The organism is Streptomyces sp. SX-6, from assembly GCF_059089585.1.
In genome coordinates, this window is sequence record NZ_JBTHHU010000013.1 from 163,642 (window position 1) to 186,864 (window position 23,223).

The window sequence follows — 23,223 nt, forward strand, 5'->3', positions numbered from 1 at the left end:
ATTGATGGCGATCGTCGCCATCAGGGCCTGGAACATGGGCAATTACCCATTTCCCAACGACGACGAGGGGACCTATCTCGCCCAGGCGTGGGCGGTCCAGCACGGCAAGGGCCTCGCCCATTACACCTACTGGTACGACCACCCGCCCCTCGGCTGGATACAACTCGCCGCCTTCTCCTGGCTTCCCGCCGCCCTGATGCCCGGCTCGCCCGCCTTCGTCCAGGGCCGCGCCGCCATGCTGGTCGTCGTCGCCGCCACCGCGCTGCTCGTCCATCTCGTCGCCCGTCGGCTCGGAATGGGCCGCGCCGCCGCCGCGGGCGCGATGCTGCTCCTCGGCCTCTCGCCGCTCGCGATCACCCTCCAGCGCCAGATCTACCTCGACGGATTCGCCACCCTCTGGGCCCTGGCCGCCTTCGCCCTCGCACTGTCCCCGCGCCGCCATCTGTGGCACCACATCGCCGCGGGCATGGCCTTCGCCGTCGCGATGCTCTCCAAGGAGACCATCACCGTCCTGCTCCCGGCGCTGATCTACGCCCTGTGGCAGCGCAGCCACCCGAAGACCCGTACGTTCTCCGTCGCCGGGTTCGCCTCCGGGCTGGTCCTGACCGTGCTGTTCTATCCGCTCTACGCCCTCCTCAAGGGCGAGCTGCTGCCCGGCCCGGAGCACGTCTCCCTGCTCGGCACCCTCCGCTTCCAGCTCGGCGGACGTCAGGGCAGCGGATCGGCCTTCGAGGCCGGCACCGACGCCAACATCCTGGTCCACGGCTGGATTTCGGGCGACACACTGCTCCTGGCCGGCGGCTGCGCGGCCGCCGTGGCCGCGCTGTTCCTCAGACATCTGAGACCGGTCGGGCTGGCCGTGGCCGCCCTCGTACTGGTCGCCCTGCGCCCCGGCGGCTATCTGCCGCAGATGTACGTCGTGCAGCTCCTGCCGTTCCTGGCGCTGGCCCTCGCCGGAGCGTCCGAGGCGCTGATACGGGCACTGCCCGCGCGGCACACCTGGCGGCTGCCGGCGGTGGCCGTCCTGCTGGCGGCCGTGGCGCTCGCCGCGGGACCCCAGCACGTACGGCAGACCCGCCTGGCCCTGACCGCCACCCAGAACGGCGTCTACCACCAGGCCGCCGCATGGCTGCGCGCCGGCCACGTCCGGGACGCGGCCGGCACCCGCATCGTCACCGACGGGGTGCTGTGGCTGGACGCCGTGGACGCCGGGTTCACGCCCGGCAAGGTGATCTGGCACTACAAGCTGGACCAGGACTCCGCCGTGGCCGCGTCCCTGCCGCACGGCTGGCGGGACATCGACTACGTCGTCTCCACCCCCGCCCTGCGCGGGGAGCAGCACAACCTGCCCACCGTGCGCGCGCTGTTCGCACACTCCAAGGCCGTCGCGACCTTCGGAGAAGGGGGCGGGAGGATCGACATACTCAAGGTAGTGAAGGGGGACCGATGACCTCGCACCACCGGAGAAGACTTCTCCAACGTGTCCAACGTGCCCGTATCAGACTCCTGTTGCTCGTCACCGCCCTGATCGCCGCGGGCCTCGCGGTCGTTCAGCCCGGCGCGCAGGCCGCACGCGCGGCGGACAACCTCGTCACCAACCCGGGCCTGGAGACGCTCGGCCCGGACGGCTTCCCCACGTGCTTCGAGAAGGCCGGCTGGGGCGACCAGACCGTCACGTACACCGTGACCGGCCGCGACCAGGCCCACTCCGGCGACCACGCGGTCCGCATCGACATGACCCGGCGCGCCGGGGGAGACCGCAAGGTGATGATGCGGGAGGACGCCTGCGCGCCCAAGGTCGTCACGGGCCACCAGTACGACCTGTCGCTCTGGTACACCTCCACCACGCCCGACGTGACCCTCACGGTGTTCCGCCACGACACCCGTGCGGGCTGGGTCTTCTGGACCGACCTCAAGACCCTGCCGCGGTCCGGCGCGTACAGCCGTGCCGAGGTCCGCACCCCCGTCATCCCCGAGCGGACCGACCAGATCACCTGGGGTGCCGCCCTGTACGGCGTGGGCTCGCTCACCACCGACGACTACTCCATGGTGGACGCGACCGTACCGACCGATCCGCCGGTCGACCCCTGCGCGCCCGCGGGCCGCCCCGACTGCCGCGGCCAGTGGGAGGTCAAGCAGGCCCCCGCCCCGCTGCGCGCCATCCACTCCGTCCTGCTGCACACCGGCAAGGTGCTGCTGATCGCGGGCTCCGGGAACGACCGGGACGCCTTCAAGGCGGGCACGTTCAAGACCTCCGTCTACGACCCCGTGGCCGAGACCTTCACCGACGTGCCGACGCCCGACGACTTCTTCTGCGCCGGACACGTCCAACTCCCCGACGGGCGCGTGCTGGTGATGGGCGGCAACAAGGACTACGCGTCCCCCGACGGCAAGGTCGGCTACAAGGGCCTCAAGGTGTCCTACGTCTTCGACCCGGCCACCAACCGGTACACGAGGACCAACGACCTGAACGCCGGCCACTGGTACCCCTCCGCCACCGAACTCGGCAACGGCGACGTCGTGTCCTTCGGCGGGCTCGGCGAGGACTCCTCGGGCACCGTCGTCAACGAGCACTACTCCACGGCGGGCAAGCGCTGGCTCGGCATGGGCGAGGCCAAGCAGGCCTGGCACTTCTGGGGGCTGTACCCGGCGATGATCCTGCTGCAGGACGGCCGCCTCTTCTACACCGGCAGCCATGTCTTCGGCCGCGGCCTGGACGGCACCGGGGCGTCCGTCTACGACTACGACAAGGGCCAGGTCACCGATGTCCCGGGGCTGCGCCGCAAGGACGAGCGCGACCAGTCGATGTCCGTCCTGCTGCCTCCGGCCCAGGACCAGAAGGTGATCACCATCGGCGGCGGCAACCACACCGTCGCGCCCGACGCCCACCGCCTCGTCGACCTGATCGACATGAAGGCCGCCTCGCCCCGCTACCTGCCCGGCCCCGACCTGCCCCAGGGCACGTACGCCAACGGCCGCAGGCAGCAGGGCGCGGAGGGCAAGGTCTATGTCTCGGCGGTGATCCTCCCCGACGGCAAGGTCCTCGAGACCGGCGGCGCGCTGCACACCTACCGCGAGGACCCGGTCTTCGAGGCGTCGCTGTACGACCCGGCGACCAACACGTTCCGGCCCGGCCTCGCGGCCGACCCGGTGCCGCGCACGTACCACTCGTCCTCGACGCTGCTGCCCGACGGCCGGGTCCTGAGCATCGGCAACAACCCCGGCGACGGCTCCTTCGACCGGCGCGTCTCCGTCTTCAAGCCGCCCTACCTCTTCAAGGGCCCGCGGCCGAGCATCACCTCGGTGGCCAAGGACGCCTGGGCGTACGGCTCCACCCAGCGCATCACGGTCGACAAGCCCGTGGTCAAGGCGTCGCTGATCCGGCCCGCCGCCGTCACCCACTCCTCCGACCCCAACCAGCGGTACGTGGACCTGCCCATGACGGTCCACGGCAACACGATCGACCTCAGCCTCACCAGCAACCCGAACCTCGCCCCGCCCGGCTGGTACATGCTGTCGGTGGTCGACGCGAACGGCGTGCCGTCGGTGTCCAGCTGGGTGCGCGTCGGCCCGCAGGGCCAGGTCGCCGCCGCGCGCGTCCAGCGCTTCGCCGACGAACTGGCCGCACCGCAGCACCCCGCGGCACACGCGCAGCACGGCGTCACCGTCCCGCCGGGTTACGACGGCTGCGACCACGGCTACGGCGACGCGGGGCAGTGCGTGCCGTGGACGTTGCCCCGGACAGGGCCGGGCGGACCGTGCGCGTGGCTGCGCGAGCACGGCTTCGGCCGGCTCACGGTCCACGGCGACGACCGCCACCACCTCGATCCCAACCGCACCGGCATCGCCTGCGGCCGCACAGGACACCACTGACGGGCCGGCCGGGACGACCGGCACGCCGTGCGCCGGCCACGTGCGCCGGTTACGTGCGCCGGCTAGTGCGCGGCAGCCGTGCGCAGCGCGCTGATCTCCCGGCCGCCCTTGGCCTTCAGCTGGGCCGCAAGGTCCTCGAGCACGCGGGCCCCGGCCACCTCCTCGCCGATCCGCAGCTCGCCCGGATCGTCCGGGTGACGGGTGGCGTGGGCCCGCGCCCGCAGCTCCGTGCCGTCCCGCAGCCGGAGCAGGCCGGCCGCCCATACGCGGCGGTCGTCCCGGTCCTCTTCGAATTCGACCTCGACATGCCAACCGGCAATCATCGTCATGGGTACCACCTCCGAAACCCCTGGCCAGCAGGCCGTACCCCTCCTCCTGCCAGGCTACGTCGCCCCCGTCCGGGGCGCATGCGCGGCCGGGGGGCCGGGAACAGGGCGCTTGACCCTGACACCGTGTCATCCGGTGGACTGACCGCATCATGTTCACCATCGGAGAATTCGCCCGGCACGGCCGTGTCTCGGTCCGCATGCTGCGGCACTACGACGCCATAGGGCTGCTGCGCCCGGCCCATGTGGACCCGGTCAGCGGCTACCGCTCCTACGAGGCGGGACAGCTGGCCCGCCTCAACCGTGTCATCGCCCTCAAAGACCTCGGCTTCACCTTGCAGCAGGTCCGGGCGATCGTGGACGAGGAGGTCGGCGTGGAGCAGCTGCGCGGCATGCTGCGGCTGCGGCAGGCCGAACTCGAGGCCGCCGTCGCGGCCGCCGGGGCACGGCTGACCCAGGTCGCGGCGAGGCTCCGCAGCATCGAGAGCGAGGGAACCATGAGCACCGACGACGTAGTGATGAAACACATCCCGGCGGTCCGCGTGGCCGAGCTGAGCGCCACGGCCGCCAGCTACGCGCCCGAGGACATCGGCCCCGTCATCACACCGCTCTTCGCCGAGCTGTGCCGGCAGCTCGACGAGGGCGGCGTGACCCCGACGGGACCGGGCATCGCCTACTACGAGGACGCCCCCGACGGCTCCGGCGGCCTCCTCGTCCACGCGGCCATGCCCGTGCCCGCCGCGACGAAGCCCCCGGCCGGGTCCGGCTTCTCGCTCGTGGACCTCCCGCCCGTCGAGGCGGCCACGATCGTGCACCACGGCGCCATGGAGGACATCATGCCGACCGCCCAGGCCTTGGCCCACGGGATCGCCGCCAACGGCCTCCGGTCCACGGGGTACGCGCGCGAGCTCTACCTCGAGTGCACCGAGAACCGGGCGGACTGGGTGACCGAACTGCAGGAGCCGGTCACGCGGACGAAGGCTTGACCCTGACCCGCGGGTGAGGGGTTAGCGTCGGCGCGCCGTACGACCCCGTACGGCGCGCCGAACCCGGAGGAGTCCCCATGCCCGCCCTGCCCCGCACCTCGCGCGAAGTCCGGCTCGCCGCCAGGCCGGCCGGACTGCCGAGGCCCGAGGACCTCGCCCTCGTCGAGGCACCGCTGCCCGTGCCCGCCGAGGGCGAAGTGCTCGTCCGCAACCGGTACTTCCACGTCGCCGCGTACCTGCGCACGCTCCTCGGCGGCAGCGTGCCGGGCGCCGCCGTCCCCGGCCTGCGGCCCGGGGACACCCTGATCGGGGCGGCGGTCGGCGAAGTCGTCTCCGCGCCCCCGGGCGGCCCGGTGCGGCCCGGCGAGCTGGTGGCGCACTGGAAGGGGTGGCGGGAGTACGCGGCGGTGTCCGCCGCCGAGTGCCTGCCGCTGCGCCACGAGCTGCCCGACCCGGCGGCCCATCTGTCCCAGGGGTGGATCGCCTACGGCGCCCTCACCCGGGACGCCGAAGTCCGGCCCGGGGACGTGGTGTTCATATCCGGGGCCGCGACCTCGATCGGCACGGCGGCAGGCCGCGTTGCCCGGCTGCTCGGCGCGGGCCGGGTGATCGGGAGCGCCGGCTCGCAGGAGAAGGCCGACCGGCTGGTGGCCGGGCTGGGTTACGACGCGGTCGTGGTCCGAGGCACGCGGCCGTTCGGCGAGCAACTGGCCGAGGCCGCGCCCGACGGCATCGACGTCGTCCTCGACACCGTCGGCGGCGAGCAACTGCGGGCGGCGGTCGCGGCGGCCCGGCACGACGCCCGCTTCGCCCTGGTCGGCGCGCTGTCCGGGCAGATGGCGCCGGACGGCACCGGCACCACGGCACCGGTGGAGCTCGACCTGATGCAACTCATCGTCAAACGCCTCGCGTTGCGTGCGTTCAGCGGCGGCCCGCAGGTACGGGCCGAGTGGGACGAGCGCTTCGCCGGATGGCTCCGCTCCGGCGAGATCGACTTCCCGCACGTACGCGTCGCGGGCATGGAACGTGCCCCACAGGCGTTGCACGAGGTGATCGGCGGACGCCACCTGGGCACCGTCGTCGTGGAGTTGTAAGTCGTGGAGTTGTAAGGGGAGGCCGGAGTGCGGATCGGTGATGCGGCAGCCGCGGCGGGCACGACGCCGCGAGCGCTGCGGTTCTACGAACAGCGCGGGCTGCTGCCCCCGCCGCGGCGTACCGCGACCGGACAGCGGTGGTACGGCGCGCAGGAGGTGGCCCGTGTCCGCCTCGTGCGCGAGCTGCTCGCCGCCGGCCTCACCGTCGAGGACGTCCGCGCCTGCATGGAGCGGCCGTTGCTGTCCGAGGACGAACCCGTGCCGCCCGGCGTTCCCGAGGGCATGTGCACCCGGTCCGAGGGTGTCGTCGCGCGCCGGCTCGCCGCCCTCGACGCCGAGATCGCCAGGCTGACCGGCGTACGGGACCGGCTCGCCGCCCGGGCAGGACTTCCGGCCTCCTGCGCCTGACGTCACCGCCCGGCCGGGCCCCTCGCCTCCGCCCGCCCCACGATCGTCCCCGCGCGGTCGATGCAGATGACGTCGACCGCCACCGGTGCGCCGCGCAGCACCGCGAGGGCCTCGCCCCGGGCGGTGGCCGCCACCAGGTCGCCGAGCGGGACGCCGCGCGCCGCGCACCGCTGCAGCGCGTCCAGGCCCGTGTTGGCGGCGGCGACCGCCGTCGCCAGCTCCTCGTCGGCACCGCCGCCGCGGGCGAGGCGGGCGAGGAAGCCCTTGTCCACCTGCGAGCGCGACGAGTGCAGGTCGAGATGGCCCGCGGCCAGCTTGGACAGCTTGGCGAAGCCGCCCGCGATGGTGAGCCGGTCGACGGGGTGGCGGCGGATGTACTTCAGCACGGCACCCGCGAAGTCGCCCATGTCCAGCAGGGCGTCCTCGGGCAGCCCGTGCACGGCGACCGCCACCTTCTCGGAGGTCGAGCCCGTGCACCCCGCCACATGCGTACGCCCCGCCGCACGCGCCACATCAACTCCCCGCCGGATGCTGTCGATCCACGCCGAACAGGAATAGGGCACCACGATCCCGGTCGTGCCCAGGATGGAGATCCCGCCCAGGATGCCCAGCCGCGGGTTCCAGGTGGAACGGGCGATCTCCTCGCCATGGTCGACGGAGATCTCGATCTCCACATCGCCCGTGCCGCCGTGCCGCGCGGCCACCTCGGCCACGTGGTCGCGCATCATCTGCCGCGGCACCGGATTGACCGCGGGCTCCCCGACGGGCAGCGGCAGCCCGGGCCGGGTGACCGTGCCCACGCCGGGCCCGGCCCGGAACACCACGCCGGAGCCCGGCGGCAGCGCCCGTACGGTCGCGCGGATCAGCGCCCCGTGCGTGACGTCCGGGTCGTCGCCGGCGTCCTTGACGATGCCCGCCATCGCCCGTCCGTCCCCCAACTCCTCGGCGGCGAGCGCGAAGCCGGGCGTCTGCCCCTTGGGCAGCGTGATCGTCACCGGGTCGGGGAACTCGCCGGTGAGCAGCGCCGTGTACGCGGCCGTCGTGGCCGCCGTCGCACAGGCCCCGGTCGTCCAGCCGTGGCGCAGCCCGGTGTGCGCGAGTTGCGCGGTACGGCCGCCCGATGTTTTCGTCGTCTCCGTCTCAGCCACGAAGATCACCGAAAAGATCATCGAGAAGATCACCGACGGAAGGGCAACGCGTGACCGCCGAGCGCCACATCCTCGTCCTGGGCGGCACGACCGAGGCCCGCCTGCTCGCGGCCGACCTGTCCGCCGACCCTGCGCTGCGCGTCACCAGTTCCCTCGCGGGCCGCGTCGCCTCCCCGCGCCTGCCGGCGGGGGAGGTGCGGATCGGGGGGTTCGGGGGGCCCGAGGGCCTGGCCCGGTGGCTGCGTGAGCAGCACGTGGACGCGCTCATCGACGCCACGCATCCTTTCGCCGAGAAGATCAGTTCCAACGCGGCACGTGCTGCCGCCGACGTCCATGTTCCCCTGTTGGCGCTGCGGCGTCCCGGCTGGGTCGCGGGCCCGGGCGACGACTGGCACTCCGTGGGCTCGCTGACCGAGGCCGCGGACGCGCTGTCCGCCCTCGGCGAGCGGGTGTTCCTCACCACCGGCCGCATGGGCCTCGCCGCCTTCGCCCACCTCGACGCCCTGTGGTTCCTCGTACGCTCCGTGGACGCGCCGCAGCCGCCGATGCCGCCGCGCATGTCGGTGCTGCTGGACCGAGGCCCGTTCACGCTCGAGGGCGAACGCGAGCTGCTGCGCCGCCACGCGATCGACGTGCTCGTCACCAAGGACAGCGGCGCGGCGGCCACGGCGGCGAAGCTGACCGCCGCGCGTGAGGCGGGGGTGCCGGTGGTGGTGGTCCGGCGCCCGCCGGTGCCGGAGGGCGTGCCGGTGGCGGAGGACACGGCGGGGGCGGTGCGCTGGGTGCGGGATGAGATCCTGCAAGTGTCCGGCTGAGAGCGGTAGTTGACGGTGGGTCGGACCGGAGCAGGCCCCGGACGGTGGGCATCAGGCCAGGAATGCTTCGGAACGCGCCATAGACAGGGATTCCTGTCGGTGATCGGTCCCGCGTGCGGTGGGATGGCCCGGCGACCGCGCGGGTTGCGGACTGTCGTCCGTAGGTGCGCGGTCCGTTACGGACCGACGCCATCGAGGGGACGACATGCCGGTCAAGGTGGTGTTCTTCAATGTGGGTCAGGGTGACTGCACCCTGATCACGTTCTACAAACCGGGGGCGCCGAAGGCGGACGCGGCGGTGCTGCTGGACTGCGGGTCCAAGCCCGGGGGAGAGGTGGCGCCGCGGGGGGCGGCAGTGGGTACGGCCAAGCAGCGCCTGATCGACCACCTCCGGAAGCGGATCGACGATCACCTGCAGGACCTGGTCAACCCCGGCGTCCTGGACTACCTCCTGATCAGCCATCCCGACGAGGACCACTTCAACCTGCTGGGAGACGTCCTCCTCGACCCCGCCACCAAGAAGCTGCGTTACACCCTGAACAACGTCTGGTACTCCATGGCATCCGGCGACTACAAGGAAGGCAACAGGAGCTTCCGCTTCGTGGAGACCTTGCTCACCAACCCTGCGAGCCTGGCGAGCTCCAGCGGTCACAGCGTGGTGAATCCACCACGGGAGAAGCCGGACCAGGGGGTTCCGGAGCCGTTGTTCGGCCCTGTGACCCCTGCCGCACCGAACCTCTACTTGATTGACAGCGGTGCGTTTCATCTCAAGGGGGCCGCCAGGATCCAAGGCGCCAAGAAAGAGGCGCTCGCCAATCTGAGCAGCCTGGTCCTCGTGCTGGTCGGGGCAGTGGACGGCAGCGGGAAGCGCCAGAAGGTGCTGCTGATGGCCGACGCCCTCGTGCAGAACGAGAAGTTCCTGATCGACTTCGACAAGGACCCGACCGACAACTGGTTCCGTCGGGAGAAGGAACTGTGGCTCAAAGTCGGCCACCACGGGAGCAAGACCTCCACGTGCAAGGAATGGCTGGAGCACACCACCCCGGACGGTCTGTTCGTCAGCACCGGCCCCCTCCTCTTCGGCGGCAGGACCGCTACCTGTACCGACAGCGACTTCAATCATCGAATGCTGGGCGACTGGGAGGCGGTCCGCACTGCGCACAAGATCCCGGACCCCAAGGTCACCTCGAAGAAGCCGCTGAAAAGGCACTGGGGCCATGGCTACCAGGGCAACACCACTGCTGTCCCCTGGCAGTTCGGCTTCCAGGACATGACCGGAAAGGGTGTCTTCAGCACCCTCGCCGGGCAGCCGCTTGCCCCGAACCCGGCAGTACCCGGAAGCCCCACAGGCGAATGGACGGGCCGCGACTGGGTCCTGTGGATCGACCGCGACGGCGCCGGTACTTACGAGATCTCGTACGAATAGGAGGCTTGCCATGGCGCTGACCGTCGAGACGCTGCGCGCGACCCTGCAGGCCGCCGTAGGGCAGCCGGAACTCACCGTCCCACCGGAATTCCTTGAACTGGAGCCCGCCGAGGGGCTGTTCCACGACCACCTCGCCGACAGTGCGTTGCAGGTGCGCGCGCCGGCGATCGACGTGGACCGGCTCACAGCCGTCGGCACCGTGCCGCTCGCAAGCGGCACGGAGGCGCACACGGCGGTACGGTTCCTCGCCGACACCGGCAAAGGCGTCGTCGTCGGGGTACGGATCGATGCCGCCCTGCCCTCCGACGCACCCGACCTGCCCAAAGAACTCCGCGACGCCCTCATCCCGCTGGAGCGTTTCGGCCTCGGCACCCTGCACCTGGTGCTCGGCGTGGAACCGGCCCTCGACGAGCAGTCCGAGGCCCTGGTGGGCGCGGGCGCCGAACTGAACTTCCCCAGCGCGCAGGCCGATCCCAAGCCGTATGTATGGGGGTATCCGCCCGCCCAGGGGAACATCTGGCGGCTCGGCGCCGAATTCGCGCCCGTACGCATCACGGCACTGGACGACCTGGCGGCCTTCGCGGCCCTCGGTACGGGCGGCTTCGACCTGCCGCCCGACCTCGCACCCGGAACCGGCCTGGCGCTCACTGCCCTCGCGGTCGCGTACGCCGTGGGCAACGGCTCCCCGCAGACCTCCGGTACGAGCGGCCTCCTCACCGTTCAACTGGCCGTCGGACTCGACCGGGAGTGGAGCCCACTGGACGGGCTCACGGTGAAGAACCTCCACGCCGAGTTCGCCGTGCTCAGCCCCTTCGCCGGTCCCCAGCTCCTCACCACGCTCGGCGGCACGGTCCAGCTCGCCGACGACATCGCCATCGACGTCGAAATCGGCCTCCCCGACCGCTCCTTGACCGGCACCCTGGTCCGGCCCGTCAACGCCGGCCAACTTCTCCAGGACCGCTTCCCCGGCGTCCCCGTCCCCGACACCCTCACCGTCAGTGAACTCACCCTCTGGGCCGAACTCGCCTCCGACGCGGGCAACCGCGGCTACGGACTCGACCTCGCCCTCACCGACGTCTGGCAGCCCGTCCGCGGCATCGAGCTCAGCCAGGTCGTGCTCACCGTCTCGCACCAGGCCGGGGTGACTCTGGCCGGGCTCGCGGCGCGGTGGCAGCTCGACGCGGGCGTCCTGAACGTCGCCGGAACCTGGTCCTCCACCGACGGGTGGGCCTTCACCGCGCACGCGGTCGGTCTGCAACCAGCCGTCATCATGAGCCACTTGGGCATCGACATGCCCGAGGCCCTGCGCGATCTGACCATCGAAGAACTCTCCGTCGCCTTCGATGCCTACGGCCACTTCACCTTCGCGTGCACCACCACCCTCACCGTCGACGAGATCCCCGTCTCCCTCACCGTCACCGTCGACCACACCCCCGACCACACCCAGGTCTCCGGACTGCTGCGGCTGACCGTCCCGCTCGACGAGGAGACCGAGCGCGTCCTGGAGTTCGCCGTCGACTACGACAGCGACCCCACCGGCCGTATCCTCACCGCCCGCTGGGCTGGCACCCCCGCCGTCACCGCCCGTGAACTCGCCGGTTCTGTCGGGCTGTCCATCCCCGCCGGGGTCCCCGCCGGGCTCCTGCCCGCCCTGGCCTCCGTCGGCCTGCGCTACGACAGGACGGCCGGGCGGCTGCTGCTGTCCGCCACCACCGAGGCCGGCGGTGGCATCGTCGTCGCGTCCGTACCGGGCACCCCGCGCGCCCTCGTCCTGCTCGTCGCCGCGAACATCTCCGACCTCGAGCCCACCAAGCTGTCCCAGCTGCCGCTCGTCGGCGGCCAGATCCCGCCGGGCGTGGACGTCGGCATCACCGGCATCCAATTCCTCGCCACCAGCGGTGCGTTGACCCCCGCCCAGGTCACACTGGTCAACACCGACCTCGACGCCACCGGCTGGACCGGCGGCAAGCTGCCCGACTCCGGGACCGGCCTGCCCAAGGGCGTGGTGCTCACCCTCCCGTACGAGGTCGCGGGCGCGGCACAGGACCCGCTCGCCGTCTCCTTCGGGGGAGGCGGGCAGAAACAGCTCGCGCTGAGGGACAGCGGCAGCGGCGGCCCGGAGTCCGCCGCGTGGGCCGACATCGGCCGCTCCTTCGGCCCCCTGCACCTGCAACGCATCGGCGCCGGCTTCGACTCCGGCAAGGTGCTGGTGATGTTCGACGCGAGCATGGGCGCCTCCGGGTTCACCCTGGGCGTCATCGGGCTCGGGATCGCCCTGGACCTCGACACCATGAGCGCCGAACCCCGCCTCCAGGGGCTGACCGTCGATCTGCGCCGCAACCCGCTGCACATCGCGGGCGCCCTCATCAACCGCCAGCCCCCGCCCGACGATTACAAGATCCTCATCGAGGGCCTGCTCGTCGTCGAGATGCCGAAGTTCGGAGCGCTCGCGCTCGGCGCGTACCAGCGGCGCGTCGACGGCATGACCTCGTTCTTCGCCTTCGGCCGCCTCCAGGGCACCTTCGGCGGACCGCCCCCGTTCCGCGTCACCGGCTTCGCCCTCGGCTTCGGCTACAACAGCAGCGTCCGCGTCCCCGAGCAGACCGAGATCGCCCAATTCCCGCTCGTCACCGGCCTGGACGGCGGCCTCGACGACGACCCCCTCAAGACGCTCCCGGTGCTTACCGGCGGGCCCAACCCCTGGGTCACGCCCGCCGAAGGCCAGATCTGGCTGGCCGGCGGCATCGACTTCACCTCCTTCGAATTCGTCCAGGCCCGCGTCCTGCTGCTCCTCGAAGTCGGAAACTCCCTCACCCTCGCGCTCATCGGCCGCGCCACCGCGAGCTTCCCGCAGAAGGGCGAGAAGAAGTACGCGCGCGTCGGCGTCGACCTGCGGATCGTCTACCAGTCCGCGCGCGGCGAACTCGCCGCCACCGCACAGCTCGTGGACTCCTATGTCATCGACCCGTCCTGCGTGCTCACCGGCGGCTTCGCGTTCTACTCCTGGTTCGGGCCGAGCCCGCACGCCGGGGACTTCGTCCTCACCGTCGGCGGCTACCACCCCGACTACCCCAAGCCCGGCCACTTCCCGGTCGTCCCGCGTCTCGGCTTCACCTGGTCCGTCGGTTCGGCCGTCACCGTCAGCGGCGGCGCCTACTTCGCGCTCACGCCCAACGCCGTCATGGCGGGCGGCATGCTGGACGTGCGCTACAAGTCCGGGAACGTCGAGGCGTGGCTGACCGCACAGGCGAATCTGCTGATCCAGTGGGCGCCCCTGCACTTCCGCGTCGGGATCTCCATCCGCGTGGGAGCCCGCGTCAAGCTGCTGTTCACCGTCAGCGGCGAGATCGGGGCCTCGCTCGACCTGTGGGGGCCGCCCACGGGCGGCACGGTCACCGCGAAGTTCGTCTTCATCAAGATCACCGTCAAGTTCGGCGCCTCGCTGTCCGGTCCCGCCGCGCTCACCTGGGACGAGTTCCGTACGCAACTCCTGCCGCCCGAGGCCCCGCTCACCGCGCACCCGCTCACCGGCCTGCTCACCGACCCCGACGCCGACCCTGCTCTGCGGGCGGCAAGGATCAAGGCCGGTACGGAGCCGTGGCTGGCCGACCCGGCCGGATTCTCCTTCGCCGTCTCCAGCGTCGTGCCCACGGCACAGGCACAGTTCAACGACCGGGAGCCGGAGAACCACAGCACCGTCGACATCAGGCCCATGAAGGAGAAGGGCATCGACGGGCTGCTCCACGTCACCGTCCAGTACAGCAACACCCGCCGCCGGCAGCTCGCTTCCTGGCAGTCGCTTCCCAACGACAGCAAGTGGCGGATCGAGGCGGAGCACGGCAATGTGCCGTTCGCGCTGTGGGGCGACCCGGACATCCCCCAGGACAAGACCCTCGGCCAGGACCCGCTGCTCGACCACCTCACCGGCCTGCGCGTCACCGTCCCCCCGCCCGAGACCAACGGCCAGGACCTCGGTCCGATCGCCGAGCGCGACCTCGCCACGGAGAAGCTCAGCCCCGACGCCACGCTCCCGCTCGACCCGAACGCCGGCCCCACCGGCTCGCCCGTCGAGCTCGCCGAACCGCTCGGCGCCGGTGTGGGCGTACTCGCCGAGCACATCGCCAACCTCGCGGCGGGCTCGGCCCGTACCCGCATGCACGGCGTTCTCGCCGGGCTGTGCCACGGCATCCCGCTGCCCAACGGTACGGTCGGCGACTACGCCGAGCAGGCCCGTACCGCCGGACTCGACGCGGACCCGCTGCTGCTCACCGAGGACCCCCAACCGCCCGCCCCCGAGCCCGTCGTCCTCGTGTTGGACGACACCACCGGGGCCATCCTGTCCGTCGACCCGGACACGGCGGCCGTCGTCGGCCGGGTCCCGGTCGGGCAGCCGGGACCCTACCTGGCGGCGACCTCCGCGGACGGCGCGACGCTCTACGCGGCCGGTACGGATCCGAAGCAGCTGGCGGTCATTGACGTCGTCGCCCAGCAGGTACGGCCGCCGCGCACCGGAATCGAGCTCGCCGGGCAGCCGACGGTGCTCGCGGTCAAGCGCGACAACTCCCGGGCCGTCGTGGCCCGTCCGGCACGCACCACGGCCGCTTCGGTCGATCTCACCGGGAGCGCCGCACCGGTTAGCACCGACGTCGGCCAGGATGTGCAGAAGATCGGCGCAATCTCGGTCGACGTCGAGGCCGGCCGCCTGTACGTCACAGCCAACGACCTCAGCAGGACCTTCACCTACGACACTTCGACCGGCGACCGGGTCGGCGACGGCGTCACCGGACCCGCGACGCCCACGTTCGTCACCGCCGGCGAGCCGGGCCGGGTGTACGTCTACGGGGCCGAGGCGAGCAGCAACGGGCAAGTGCAACTCGTGACGGTGCCGAACAGCGGCACGTGGTACCAGCCGTACAACCTCCTCGCCCGTGGCACCGCACTGGCCCTGCTCACCAACTCGGCCCGGCGCGGCATCCTGTTGCGCAAGGTCGACGACGGCGGCCAGGTGGTGACGCTGTACGAGCGCCAGGGCTCCACCAAGGACACCATCGCGGAATACGACGTAGCCATCGGCCCCGACCCCCGCTCCCTCACCCTCGACCCGTGCGACCGCGCCTGGGTGCTCCACGACTCCACCGTCTCCGTCGTCAGCGGCGGTGCCCTGCTCGGTGAACTCCCCCTCGAAGCACGCCCGTTGTCGGTCACCTTCACCCCGGACGCCGCCCGCGCCTTCGTCGCCTGCGACGACGCGACCGTCACTGTCGTCGAGATCCACGACGACAACGCGCCGGTCGCCACAGAGCACTGGCAGCTGCCACCCGGCACCGTCGCCTCCGCCGCCCTCTACACCGTGTTCGCCGCCACCGCCTCGGAAGGGGCCGCCCGATGACGGACCAGCGCCGCGCCCCCGCGCGGGCCACCGACCCCAGCTTCGTCCTGCGCTTCCAGGACAACCGCGAACCCGCCATCAACGCAGGCCTCTACCGCGTGCGGGCCACGCAGACCCTGCCCGGCGTGGACGGTTCCGACGACTACCTCGTACCCGTCGAGGAGACCTTCGAGGTCCGCGCCCCGCAGTTCGCCCTCGCCGACGAGCACGTGCACGCCGTCAACCCGGCACCCGAGGCCCGCTCCGACTACACCACGACCCTCGCGCACCTCACGCTCACCGATCCGCTGCTGCCGTGGATGCGGCGCTTGGACGAGTCCGGTACCGCCCTCGAGGCGGCACCCGAGGAACCCTGGCTCGCCCTGCTCCTGTTCGCCGAGGGCGAGTTGCCCGGCGACCCCGAGTCCGCTGCCCTGACCGTGCCCATGACGGCGGAGGAACTCCTCACCGACGCCGACGGCGTACGCCACCCGCACATCGCGCCCTCACAGATCGAGGGCGACCCGAGCGCGATCTGTCAGACCGTGGACATCCCCGGCGACGTCTTCGCCACGCTCGCCCCGCGCACCGGCGAGCTCCGGCACCTGATCCATGTCCGGGACGTCCGCACGGACACCGGGCTGCGCGGCGAACAGCTCGCCGAGGGCACGTACGCGGTCGTCGTCGCCAACCGGCTGCCCGACCGCGAGCACGAGATCCGCTACGCCGCGCACCTCGTCGCCCTGGAGGGCTGCCGCTCCATCCTCGAGGACGCGGACGCCGGGCAGCTGACCGCCGACGTACGGATCCGCCTCGCCGCGCTGCGGAGCTGGTCCTTCACCAGCAACCCGGCACCCGGCGGGGGCTTCCCCGGGCGCGTACGGCACTTCCTCTTCGACGAGACGGACCAGGAACGCGACCTGCTGCTGCACGTCCCCCCGCCCCCGGCCGAGCCGCCCGCCGGAGCCGACCCCGCCGCGTACACCACCGCCCGCGCCCGGCTCGGCTCCGGCCGGGTCCCCTTGGCCTATCGGCTGGAAACCGGGGAGCAGAGCTACGCGTGGTACCGCGGGCCTTTCACCGCCGAGCCCGCTCAGCCCCTGCCGGAGATGCCCGCCGTCGGCTGGACGAGCGCCGCGCAGCTGACGGCATACGAGCAGGCATGGGGGATTTTCGACACGGGCTGGGGTGCGGCCTGGACCCTGGGCCGCGCACTGGCCCTCGCCGACGCGGACTTCGCGGCCATGCTGACCGCATGGCACGCGAAGGCCCGTGCGCGGGCGGCGGTGCTGGCTCAGCGGCTGGCGGCGGTGGGCCTTGAGGCGAGGGGTACGGACGGGGCGGCGGAACGCGCCCTCGGCCCCCGCCCCTTCGGTACCCTCCTCGAGGAGCTCGCCGTCGACGGCGCCGCCGCACGGCTGCTACGGGCCGGTACGCACCCCGCACAGACCCGCCACGCACCCCCGCCCGAGCCCTTCCGGCGCACCCCCACCGCCGGGCGGCGCGGGGCCGGACGGGCCGCGCGGACCGCCGAACTGCTCACCGACCCACCGGCCGCGCTGCGCACCGCCCTGACGGCTCAACTCGCCGCCGACGCCGTCCCGATCACCGCATGGCTGCAACGGCTGCGGCTGCTGCACAACATCCCCTTCGCCGGCCTCGTCCCCGACGAGAGTGCCCTGCCCGCCGAGTCCCTGCGCCTGTTCTACGTCGACCAGGGCTGGCTCACCGCTCTCGTCTCCGGCGCGGCGGGCATCGCCATCACCGGTGAGACGGACGACGCCATCGCCTGGATCGCCGCTCCCTGGGTACGTCCCCAGGCTGTCCCTCCCACGCCCTGCGCCGGTGTCCTCATCCGGTCCGCGCTGGTGCGCGAATGCCCCGGCCTTCTCGTCCGCCCGTACCGGGGCCACGGCGACGACACCCGCACTCCCATCGCCGTACTCCGCCAGGACGTCCTCGGCCCCGACGTGCTCCTCGTCCTCTTCGAGGAAGTACCCGACGAGGTCGAACTGGCCGAGCCGCCCGAGGGCCTGTCCTTCGGCGTCGACATCAGCCAGGGCAAGCGACGGGTGATCAACCTGCGACGCGTGGACCCGCCCGCCGTCGCCCGGCAGCTCGACGGCGAGGCGTTCCCGCACCCCGAGGGCCCCGACGGACTCGAGGCGTATCTGCGTCCCGACCCCGCGGGCCGGCGCGCCGTCCTCGACCTGCGCCCCGCCGACGCCGACGGGCTGCTGCGCAAACTCGGCGGCCGCCTCGCCGAGTTGGGGCAGTCGGCCGCGGACCGCTTCGGCCCCGCGGGTCTGGCCGTCCAGCTCGTCAACGCGCCCCGCCGTCAGCTCATCACCCGTGAGGTGGGCCGATGACCGCGAAGAACCCCGAGGAAGGGCAGAACCGCGCCGTGACACACCCCCTCGTCGTCCCCCTGCAGATCGAGGCGCTCACCGTCAACGAACGCGTCCGCTACGCCGAGGTCTTCCAGCGCTGGCAGGCCAACTACGCCCTGACCCGGCTGAACCTGTCGCCCGAACCGCCCGCGTTCTCCAACACCGACACGGCCTTCAACGCCGATCCCGAGCGCGAAGGCGTCTATCTGCACTGGCAATTGCCGCAAGCGCTCACCCACGGCGTGGACGAGAAGGGCGATGGCATCCCCGTCTTCCCGCTCGTGCCCAACCGCTGGCTCGTCGTCCGACAGGCCATCGCGACCGACTCCGGGGAACGCACCGACACCGGCTGGATCGTCGAGAGCGACTACCTGGACCCGGCCCTCGGCTCCAGCACCTACATGGACCGGGACGGCCGCCTCACCCGCATCGGCCGCCGCATCGACCTCGCCGACGGCGCGTGGAGCGAACCCGGCACACCCGGCGGGCTGTTCCTGACCGCCGTCGGCCCCGGTCTGCCGACCTTCGCCGCCTACCAGCCGTACAACCGCGACGTGTTCTCCGTGCACGACCGCACGGACGACCTCGACCCTGACACCGCCTACCAGCTCAACTACCTGGTCGCGGGCTGGTACAGCGACCCCGCCGCCGACCCGCTGGCCGGGGACCTCGCGCAGCGGCTGGCCGAGCTCAACTGGACCGCCACGGGAACGGCGCCCGACACCGCCCGTACGGTCTGCCACGGAACCGCCCTCGACGTGCAGTGGCAGCGCCGGGGCAGCGGCATGCCCGCCTCCGACCGGCCCGACTACGTCACCATCGGCGTGGGCAACAACACCGAGCACGCCACCAAGGCCATCAAGGAGTACGCGGCACGGCGCGCCGGATCCCCGCCCGAGCTGGCCGCCCTGCTCTCGGCCGTGCACTCCGGCGTCCTCGACCTGCTCGAGGAACCCGACGGCCAGTTCCAGGCCGAACGCGCCCTGCACGCCTCGTGGTTCACCCCGGAGCCGGGCGGATACACGTGGGTGCTGGAGGAGGCCGAGAACCCCGGCATGCCGGAACCGGCTGCACGCAGCCGTCGGCCGCGAGCCGTACGCAGCGCGTTCGCGCAGGCCCTCGCCAAGCTCAACGAGGACCAGGCCGCGCACGACGCCGCCGTCCAGGACCTCATCGCCGCGCAGCGCCGGCTGTACGACCTGTGGTGGGCGGCGAACCTGCCGAAGGTGCCGGACGCTCCGGACGAGCCGACCGGCAAGTACCGCGAGGACCTCACGGCACGTGTGGGGGACGCCACCAAGGCGGCGAAGGACCAGCGCGACCGGGTGGCGCGGCTGCGCGCCGCGATCCCCTGGGGCGACACCCCCGAGCAACTCGCCGCCGACATCGGCCAGTACCAGCTCGACCACGGCCTCCCGCCGGACGAGGTCGTCCTCAAGCGCGCCGTCCTGCCCGGCCACCACCGGCCCAACGACCCGGTCATCGTCATCCGGGGGACGAAGGACCGTCCCCTTCCGCCGGACCCGGAGCACGCGGCGGCCGCCGACCCGTACGCGGTGCGCGAAGGCGAGTACGACGACAGCGAGCAGGACGAGGACCCGCCGCTGAAGTGCCGCTGGCCGGACGCGCTCGTCACCGGCGTACGGGTCGGGGGGAGCCCGGTCTCCGCGAGCGACGCGCAGACCCCGAAGCCGCCCAACCTCCCGGCCCCCGACGGGCTGTCCGGCGTGCTGCCGGCCCTGCTGCGCGAGCTGTTCCACCTCGCCTCCTCCAACGCCCGTACGCTCGCGAGGGCCACCGGCTTCAGCGACTGGCAGACGCTCGCCACGGCCATGCGCGACCCGAACGCCAACGCCGTCGGCACCCCCGGCGCGTACACCGCACAGTGGCGGCAGCCCTGGCAGCCCCTGTTCTTCGAGTGGAAGGTCGACTACTTCCCCGTCGAGTGGCAGGGCGACCCGGACGGCGGCCACGCGGACCGCGCCAACTGGCGCTTCGACGGCACCGAATACCACTGGCTCGGCACCGGCGCCCACCCCGTCCCCCTCAGCCTCAGCGGCCGCCAGTTCCTCGCACCGACCGCCTCGGAGACCATGGCCGCCGCGCTGCGCCAGTACGCCCGTACCCACCCGGGCCCCGGAGCCGCCGCGCTGCGGGCGCTCGCCCGGCAGGTCGAGGACGACGCCGACTGGTTCTCGCAGCCCCTCGCGGGCTTCACCGAACAACTCGCCGCCCGGGCGTCCACCCCCGCCACCCTCAACCCCCACTCCGAGCTGCCGGACGACCTGCGCACCGCCCTCACCGAGGCGTCCGGCCGCACCCTGCCGCCCAACCCCGGCGCCCTCCCGCGCCCGTTCACCGGCTGGAACGAGAGCCTCTACCAGCCGCTGCGCGCCGGACAGTTCGCCTTCGCGCGCCTCGCCGTCATCGACCGCTTCGGGCACGCCCTGCCCGCGATCTTCCCGGACCCGAGGGCGCTGCAGTTCGCTCCCGGGGACGAGCCCGGCGACGTGATCGGCGTCGGCGTACCCGCCCGCCGCTTCGCACCCGAGCTCCCCGAGGAGCTCACCCCGTCGTGGCAGGACCCCGACGACCCGTCCCAGGGCCACTGGACCATCAACCCGCCCACCTGGTACCGCTTCACGCAGCTCACGCCCCGCCTGACCCAGCCCGCGCGGGCCGGCTTCACCCTCCTCGACGCCCGGAACGACCTCAACCCGCTGACGACCGCGAGCGACCCGGACACGACCCCGGTATCCGCGTGGCTCGTCCCGGGGTACCTCGACCGCGCGCTGTACGCGTACGGGCCCGACGGCACCCCGCTCGGCGAACTGCGCACGACCCTGCCGCCCAGCGGCGACCCGCACGTGACCTGGCACGCGCTGCCGTACTCGCAGTACCGCGAGATCGACGACCTGCGGGCCAATTACCCGATTCTGCACGGCTTCCTGACCGCACTGGTCGCCCCGGACCGGGGCCCGGCCGCCCTGCGCTCCCTCCTCACCGTCATCGACCGCACCCTGTCCACCACCGCCCCCGTCGGGGACGTCGCGCCCCCGCACACGCCCAGCGTGCTCGTCGGACGGCCGCTCGCGCTGATGCGCGTCCGCTTCGACATCGACCTCGACGGGCCGCCGTACACCGACCCCTCGTGGGAGAACCTCCGCGATCCGCAGGCGCCGGCGTACCCCGGCTACCGCTGGCCGGTCCGGCTCGGCGAACGCAACGAGCTGACGGACGGGCTGGTGGGCTACTTCCACGGCGAGCACCGCGACACGAACTACCGCGTGCTGCACACGGTCCTGGGCGAGGCCGAACTCCCCGACGAGGCACGGGAGTACTTCGCCCCGGTCGGTACGGGAGCCTCCCTCGCCCTGCCCGCCCGACCCCCGGGCAGCGACCCCGACCAACGGAACGCCGCCTACCTCACCCTGCTCGCCGACCCGCGCGGCACGGTGCACGCCACCACGGACGTCCTGCCGACCGCCGAAGTCCGCCTGCCCGCCCGGCTCGTGGAGCCGCCGCTGGCCGAACTCCCGGTGTCCTTCCGGCTGGGCCCGCTGCCGGTGAGCGAGTACGTACCGGACCCGGCGGGGGTACGTTCCGGGCCGCCCGCGCTCGTCCTGCCGCGCCCGTCCGACCGGTACGGCACGTGGACGTGGGTGCAGAACGAGACGGCGGACACGTGGAGCGAGGCCACCACGTACGCCTCCGACGGCGAACCGCACCACCCGTATCCCGCGCCGACGTTGCGCACCGGCCGCCTCACCCTGCGCCCTGTGAAGGCCGACGACCAGACCGAAGGAGATCGCCGATGACCGACTGCGTGCTGAGCTACGCCCTGACGACCGTGCCCACCCCGCTGACCGTCAGCCCGCCCAAGTCCGGCCCGGGCAACGAGGACGAACTGGCCTACGGGTCCATCGACCTCGTCATCTCCAACAGCGGCACCACGCCGGTGCGGTGCAGCCGGATCGCGATCGTCCTGCCGGTCGGCTCCCTCGCCCAGGACCTGGCGCTGACGGGCGAGGGCATTGCACCGTACGTCGAGCCGGAGTCCGGGTGGACGGTCGTGGGTCCGCAGCCGGATGTCCTGCTCGCCGTGCCGACGGCGGAGACGGCGGTGTTCCCGGCGGCGGGGGAGACGTCGAAGGTGCGGTTCAGCGTCGAGCCCACGGGCGGGGAAAGCGAAGTCACCGTCGACGGGCTGTACATCACCCTGAAGAACATCGCCGTCAGCAACAAGACCGGTGTCGCCCGGATCGGGATCGAGGAGTGGGCGACGACGGGTTCCACGATCCCGGACGTGCCGAACACGGGGACGCTGGACGTCGCGAAGTTCCCCTTCCGCAGCGGGGCGGACCCCGCGCCGGGGGTCGGGCGGGCTCTGGTGGCCGTCACGGAACAGGGCGGCCCGCCGGCCACGCGGATCGCTGCCGGCGCGGCCGTACGGCTGGAGTGGCACCATGTGCGCGGTGACAACCACGAGTTGTACATGGACGGGCGGCGCGTGACGGACGCCTCGATCGCGGGCGGGAGTGTGTATCCGGTTCCGGCGGGGGAGGTGCTCCGGGACACGGCGTTCGCGCTGAAGACGGTGACGCCGACACCGGACGGCGGGTTCGTGACGCGGTGGGATCACTTGACGGTGTGCGTGACGGACCAGACGCTTGCGAGCCTGACGGTGAGCGGTGCGCTGACCGCGAAGGGCGCGGTGACGGCTGAGCGGAATCTCGATGTGACGGGCGCGGTAACGGCGAAGGACACGCTGGGTGTCACAGGGGGCGCGACGGTTGGCGGGACGCTCGGGGTCACGGGGGGCGCGACGGTCGGGGGGACGCTCGGGGTGACGGGCGACACGACGGTCAGCGGGACGCTCGGAGTCACGCAGAAGCTGACAGCAAGCAGCGATGTCCAGGTGGACGGCAGCGCCACCATCAGCGGAAGCGCCTTCCTCAACGGGGCTGTTGGCTCAGGCAGCTCGGGCGGATGGATCGATGTCCCGGGGCAGGTGTCATTTACCGCCCAAACGTCAGGAATCGTCGTCGGGATCGCCCAGTCCGGGTCGCGGTACAGCTCCTGCGTGGTGACTGTCCTGGGAGGCGCCGCTGGGGATGTCAGGGCTACGGCATGTGCTGACAACGACCCGAAGAATCAGCATCATGTGCAGATGTCCTCGGCAACATCTTTTGTGAGGAAGGGGGCCACTGTGACGGTTAAAGCCGAACGACAAACAAGCAGTGACGGTGCGTGGAACTATCTGTACGCCTGGTATCGCTGGATTCCCTTCGGCAACATCTCTTCCCTCTCGGATTCGGAGAGTTCCTCGGAGCCCCCCGTAATGATGAGCCAGGACGGCTGACTTCGGCGTCATGTCGTGGGCCGGACG

Annotated in this window: 13 protein-coding genes; 11 read left to right on the forward strand and 2 right to left on the reverse strand. The window is 72.1% G+C overall.

All coding sequences use genetic code 11. From position 1 onward, the window contains the following. Positions 1-4 precede the first annotated feature (4 nt). Together ACV530_RS18440 and ACV530_RS18445 are read left to right on the forward strand one after the other, a co-directional pair. Positions 5-1,450: an ArnT family glycosyltransferase gene (locus tag ACV530_RS18440; protein WP_494333613.1), complete on the forward strand. Its 1,446-nt coding sequence runs from the start codon at positions 5-7 to the stop codon at positions 1,448-1,450. Beyond that, a complete protein-coding gene (locus ACV530_RS18445; protein ID WP_494333614.1) occupies positions 1,447-3,873 on the forward strand; it encodes a galactose oxidase early set domain-containing protein in 2,427 nt (808 codons plus the stop codon). The genes ACV530_RS18440 and ACV530_RS18445 overlap by 4 nt, the downstream gene beginning before the upstream one ends. Before the next feature lie 62 nt (positions 3,874-3,935). Here ACV530_RS18445 and ACV530_RS18450 read toward each other — a convergent pair whose 3' ends face one another. Then, on the reverse strand, positions 3,936-4,202 hold the full coding sequence (locus ACV530_RS18450) for a dsRBD fold-containing protein (RefSeq protein WP_494333615.1): 267 nt from the start codon (positions 4,200-4,202) through the stop codon (positions 3,936-3,938). 149 nt (positions 4,203-4,351) lie between these two features. Between ACV530_RS18450 and ACV530_RS18455 the strand changes: the two genes are divergently transcribed. The 3 genes from ACV530_RS18455 (at position 4,352) to ACV530_RS18465 (ending at position 6,687) form a co-directional block, all read left to right on the forward strand. After that, the gene (locus ACV530_RS18455; RefSeq protein WP_494333616.1) at positions 4,352-5,185 is read left to right on the forward strand and encodes a MerR family transcriptional regulator; all 834 of its coding nucleotides are present in this window, start codon (positions 4,352-4,354) and stop codon (positions 5,183-5,185) included. A gap of 77 nt (positions 5,186-5,262) precedes the next feature. Beyond that, complete coding sequence (locus ACV530_RS18460; protein ID WP_494333617.1) at positions 5,263-6,279, forward strand: MDR family NADP-dependent oxidoreductase; 1,017 nt, start codon at positions 5,263-5,265, stop codon at positions 6,277-6,279. A gap of 27 nt (positions 6,280-6,306) precedes the next feature. After that, positions 6,307-6,687 (forward strand): MerR family transcriptional regulator, encoded by a 381-nt coding sequence (locus tag ACV530_RS18465; RefSeq protein WP_494333618.1) that lies wholly within the window; start codon positions 6,307-6,309, stop codon positions 6,685-6,687. 2 nt (positions 6,688-6,689) lie between these two features. Here the strand turns inward: ACV530_RS18465 and ACV530_RS18470 are convergent, their stop codons facing one another. Further along, positions 6,690-7,835, reverse strand: coding sequence for a cobalt-precorrin-5B (C(1))-methyltransferase (locus tag ACV530_RS18470; protein WP_494333619.1), 1,146 nt, complete (start codon positions 7,833-7,835; stop codon positions 6,690-6,692). A gap of 50 nt (positions 7,836-7,885) precedes the next feature. Here ACV530_RS18470 and ACV530_RS18475 point away from each other — a divergent pair, with 50 nt between their 5' ends. The 6 genes from ACV530_RS18475 to ACV530_RS18500 all read left to right on the forward strand — a co-directional run bounded on the left by ACV530_RS18475 (position 7,886) and on the right by ACV530_RS18500 (position 23,196). After that, the gene (locus tag ACV530_RS18475; protein WP_494333620.1) at positions 7,886-8,650 is read left to right on the forward strand and encodes a cobalt-precorrin-6A reductase; all 765 of its coding nucleotides are present in this window, start codon (positions 7,886-7,888) and stop codon (positions 8,648-8,650) included. Positions 8,651-8,855: 205 nt separating this feature from the next. Continuing rightward, a complete protein-coding gene (locus ACV530_RS18480) occupies positions 8,856-10,076 on the forward strand; it encodes a ComEC/Rec2 family competence protein (protein ID WP_494333621.1) in 1,221 nt (406 codons plus the stop codon). Positions 10,077-11,367: 1,291 nt separating this feature from the next. After that, positions 11,368-15,465, forward strand: coding sequence for a DUF6603 domain-containing protein (locus ACV530_RS18485; RefSeq protein WP_494333633.1), 4,098 nt, complete (start codon positions 11,368-11,370; stop codon positions 15,463-15,465). Then, on the forward strand, positions 15,462-17,813 hold the full coding sequence (locus ACV530_RS18490; RefSeq protein ID WP_494333622.1) for a hypothetical protein: 2,352 nt from the start codon (positions 15,462-15,464) through the stop codon (positions 17,811-17,813). The genes ACV530_RS18485 and ACV530_RS18490 overlap by 4 nt, the downstream gene beginning before the upstream one ends. Next, positions 17,810-21,652 carry a hypothetical protein gene (locus ACV530_RS18495; RefSeq protein ID WP_494333623.1) on the forward strand — a complete coding sequence of 1,281 codons (3,843 nt, stop codon included), beginning with the start codon at positions 17,810-17,812 and terminating at the stop codon, positions 21,650-21,652. The genes ACV530_RS18490 and ACV530_RS18495 overlap by 4 nt, the downstream gene beginning before the upstream one ends. After that, complete coding sequence (locus tag ACV530_RS18500; RefSeq protein ID WP_494333624.1) at positions 21,649-23,196, forward strand: hypothetical protein; 1,548 nt, start codon at positions 21,649-21,651, stop codon at positions 23,194-23,196. Before ACV530_RS18495 ends, ACV530_RS18500 begins: the two co-directional genes overlap by 4 nt. Positions 23,197-23,223: the final 27 nt, after the last annotated feature.

Coding starts and splice junctions, on each gene's coding strand:
- ACV530_RS18440 (WP_494333613.1), top strand. CDS start 5: ATGGCGATCGTCGCCATCAGGGCCTGGAACATGGGCAATTACCCATTT.
- ACV530_RS18445 (WP_494333614.1), top strand. CDS start 1,447: ATGACCTCGCACCACCGGAGAAGACTTCTCCAACGTGTCCAACGTGCC.
- ACV530_RS18450 (WP_494333615.1), bottom strand. CDS start 4,202: ATGACGATGATTGCCGGTTGGCATGTCGAGGTCGAATTCGAAGAGGAC.
- ACV530_RS18455 (WP_494333616.1), top strand. CDS start 4,352: ATGTTCACCATCGGAGAATTCGCCCGGCACGGCCGTGTCTCGGTCCGC.
- ACV530_RS18460 (WP_494333617.1), top strand. CDS start 5,263: ATGCCCGCCCTGCCCCGCACCTCGCGCGAAGTCCGGCTCGCCGCCAGG.
- ACV530_RS18480 (WP_494333621.1), top strand. CDS start 8,856: ATGCCGGTCAAGGTGGTGTTCTTCAATGTGGGTCAGGGTGACTGCACC.
- ACV530_RS18485 (WP_494333633.1), top strand. CDS start 11,368: ATGCCCGAGGCCCTGCGCGATCTGACCATCGAAGAACTCTCCGTCGCC.
- ACV530_RS18490 (WP_494333622.1), top strand. CDS start 15,462: ATGACGGACCAGCGCCGCGCCCCCGCGCGGGCCACCGACCCCAGCTTC.
- ACV530_RS18495 (WP_494333623.1), top strand. CDS start 17,810: ATGACCGCGAAGAACCCCGAGGAAGGGCAGAACCGCGCCGTGACACAC.
- ACV530_RS18500 (WP_494333624.1), top strand. CDS start 21,649: ATGACCGACTGCGTGCTGAGCTACGCCCTGACGACCGTGCCCACCCCG.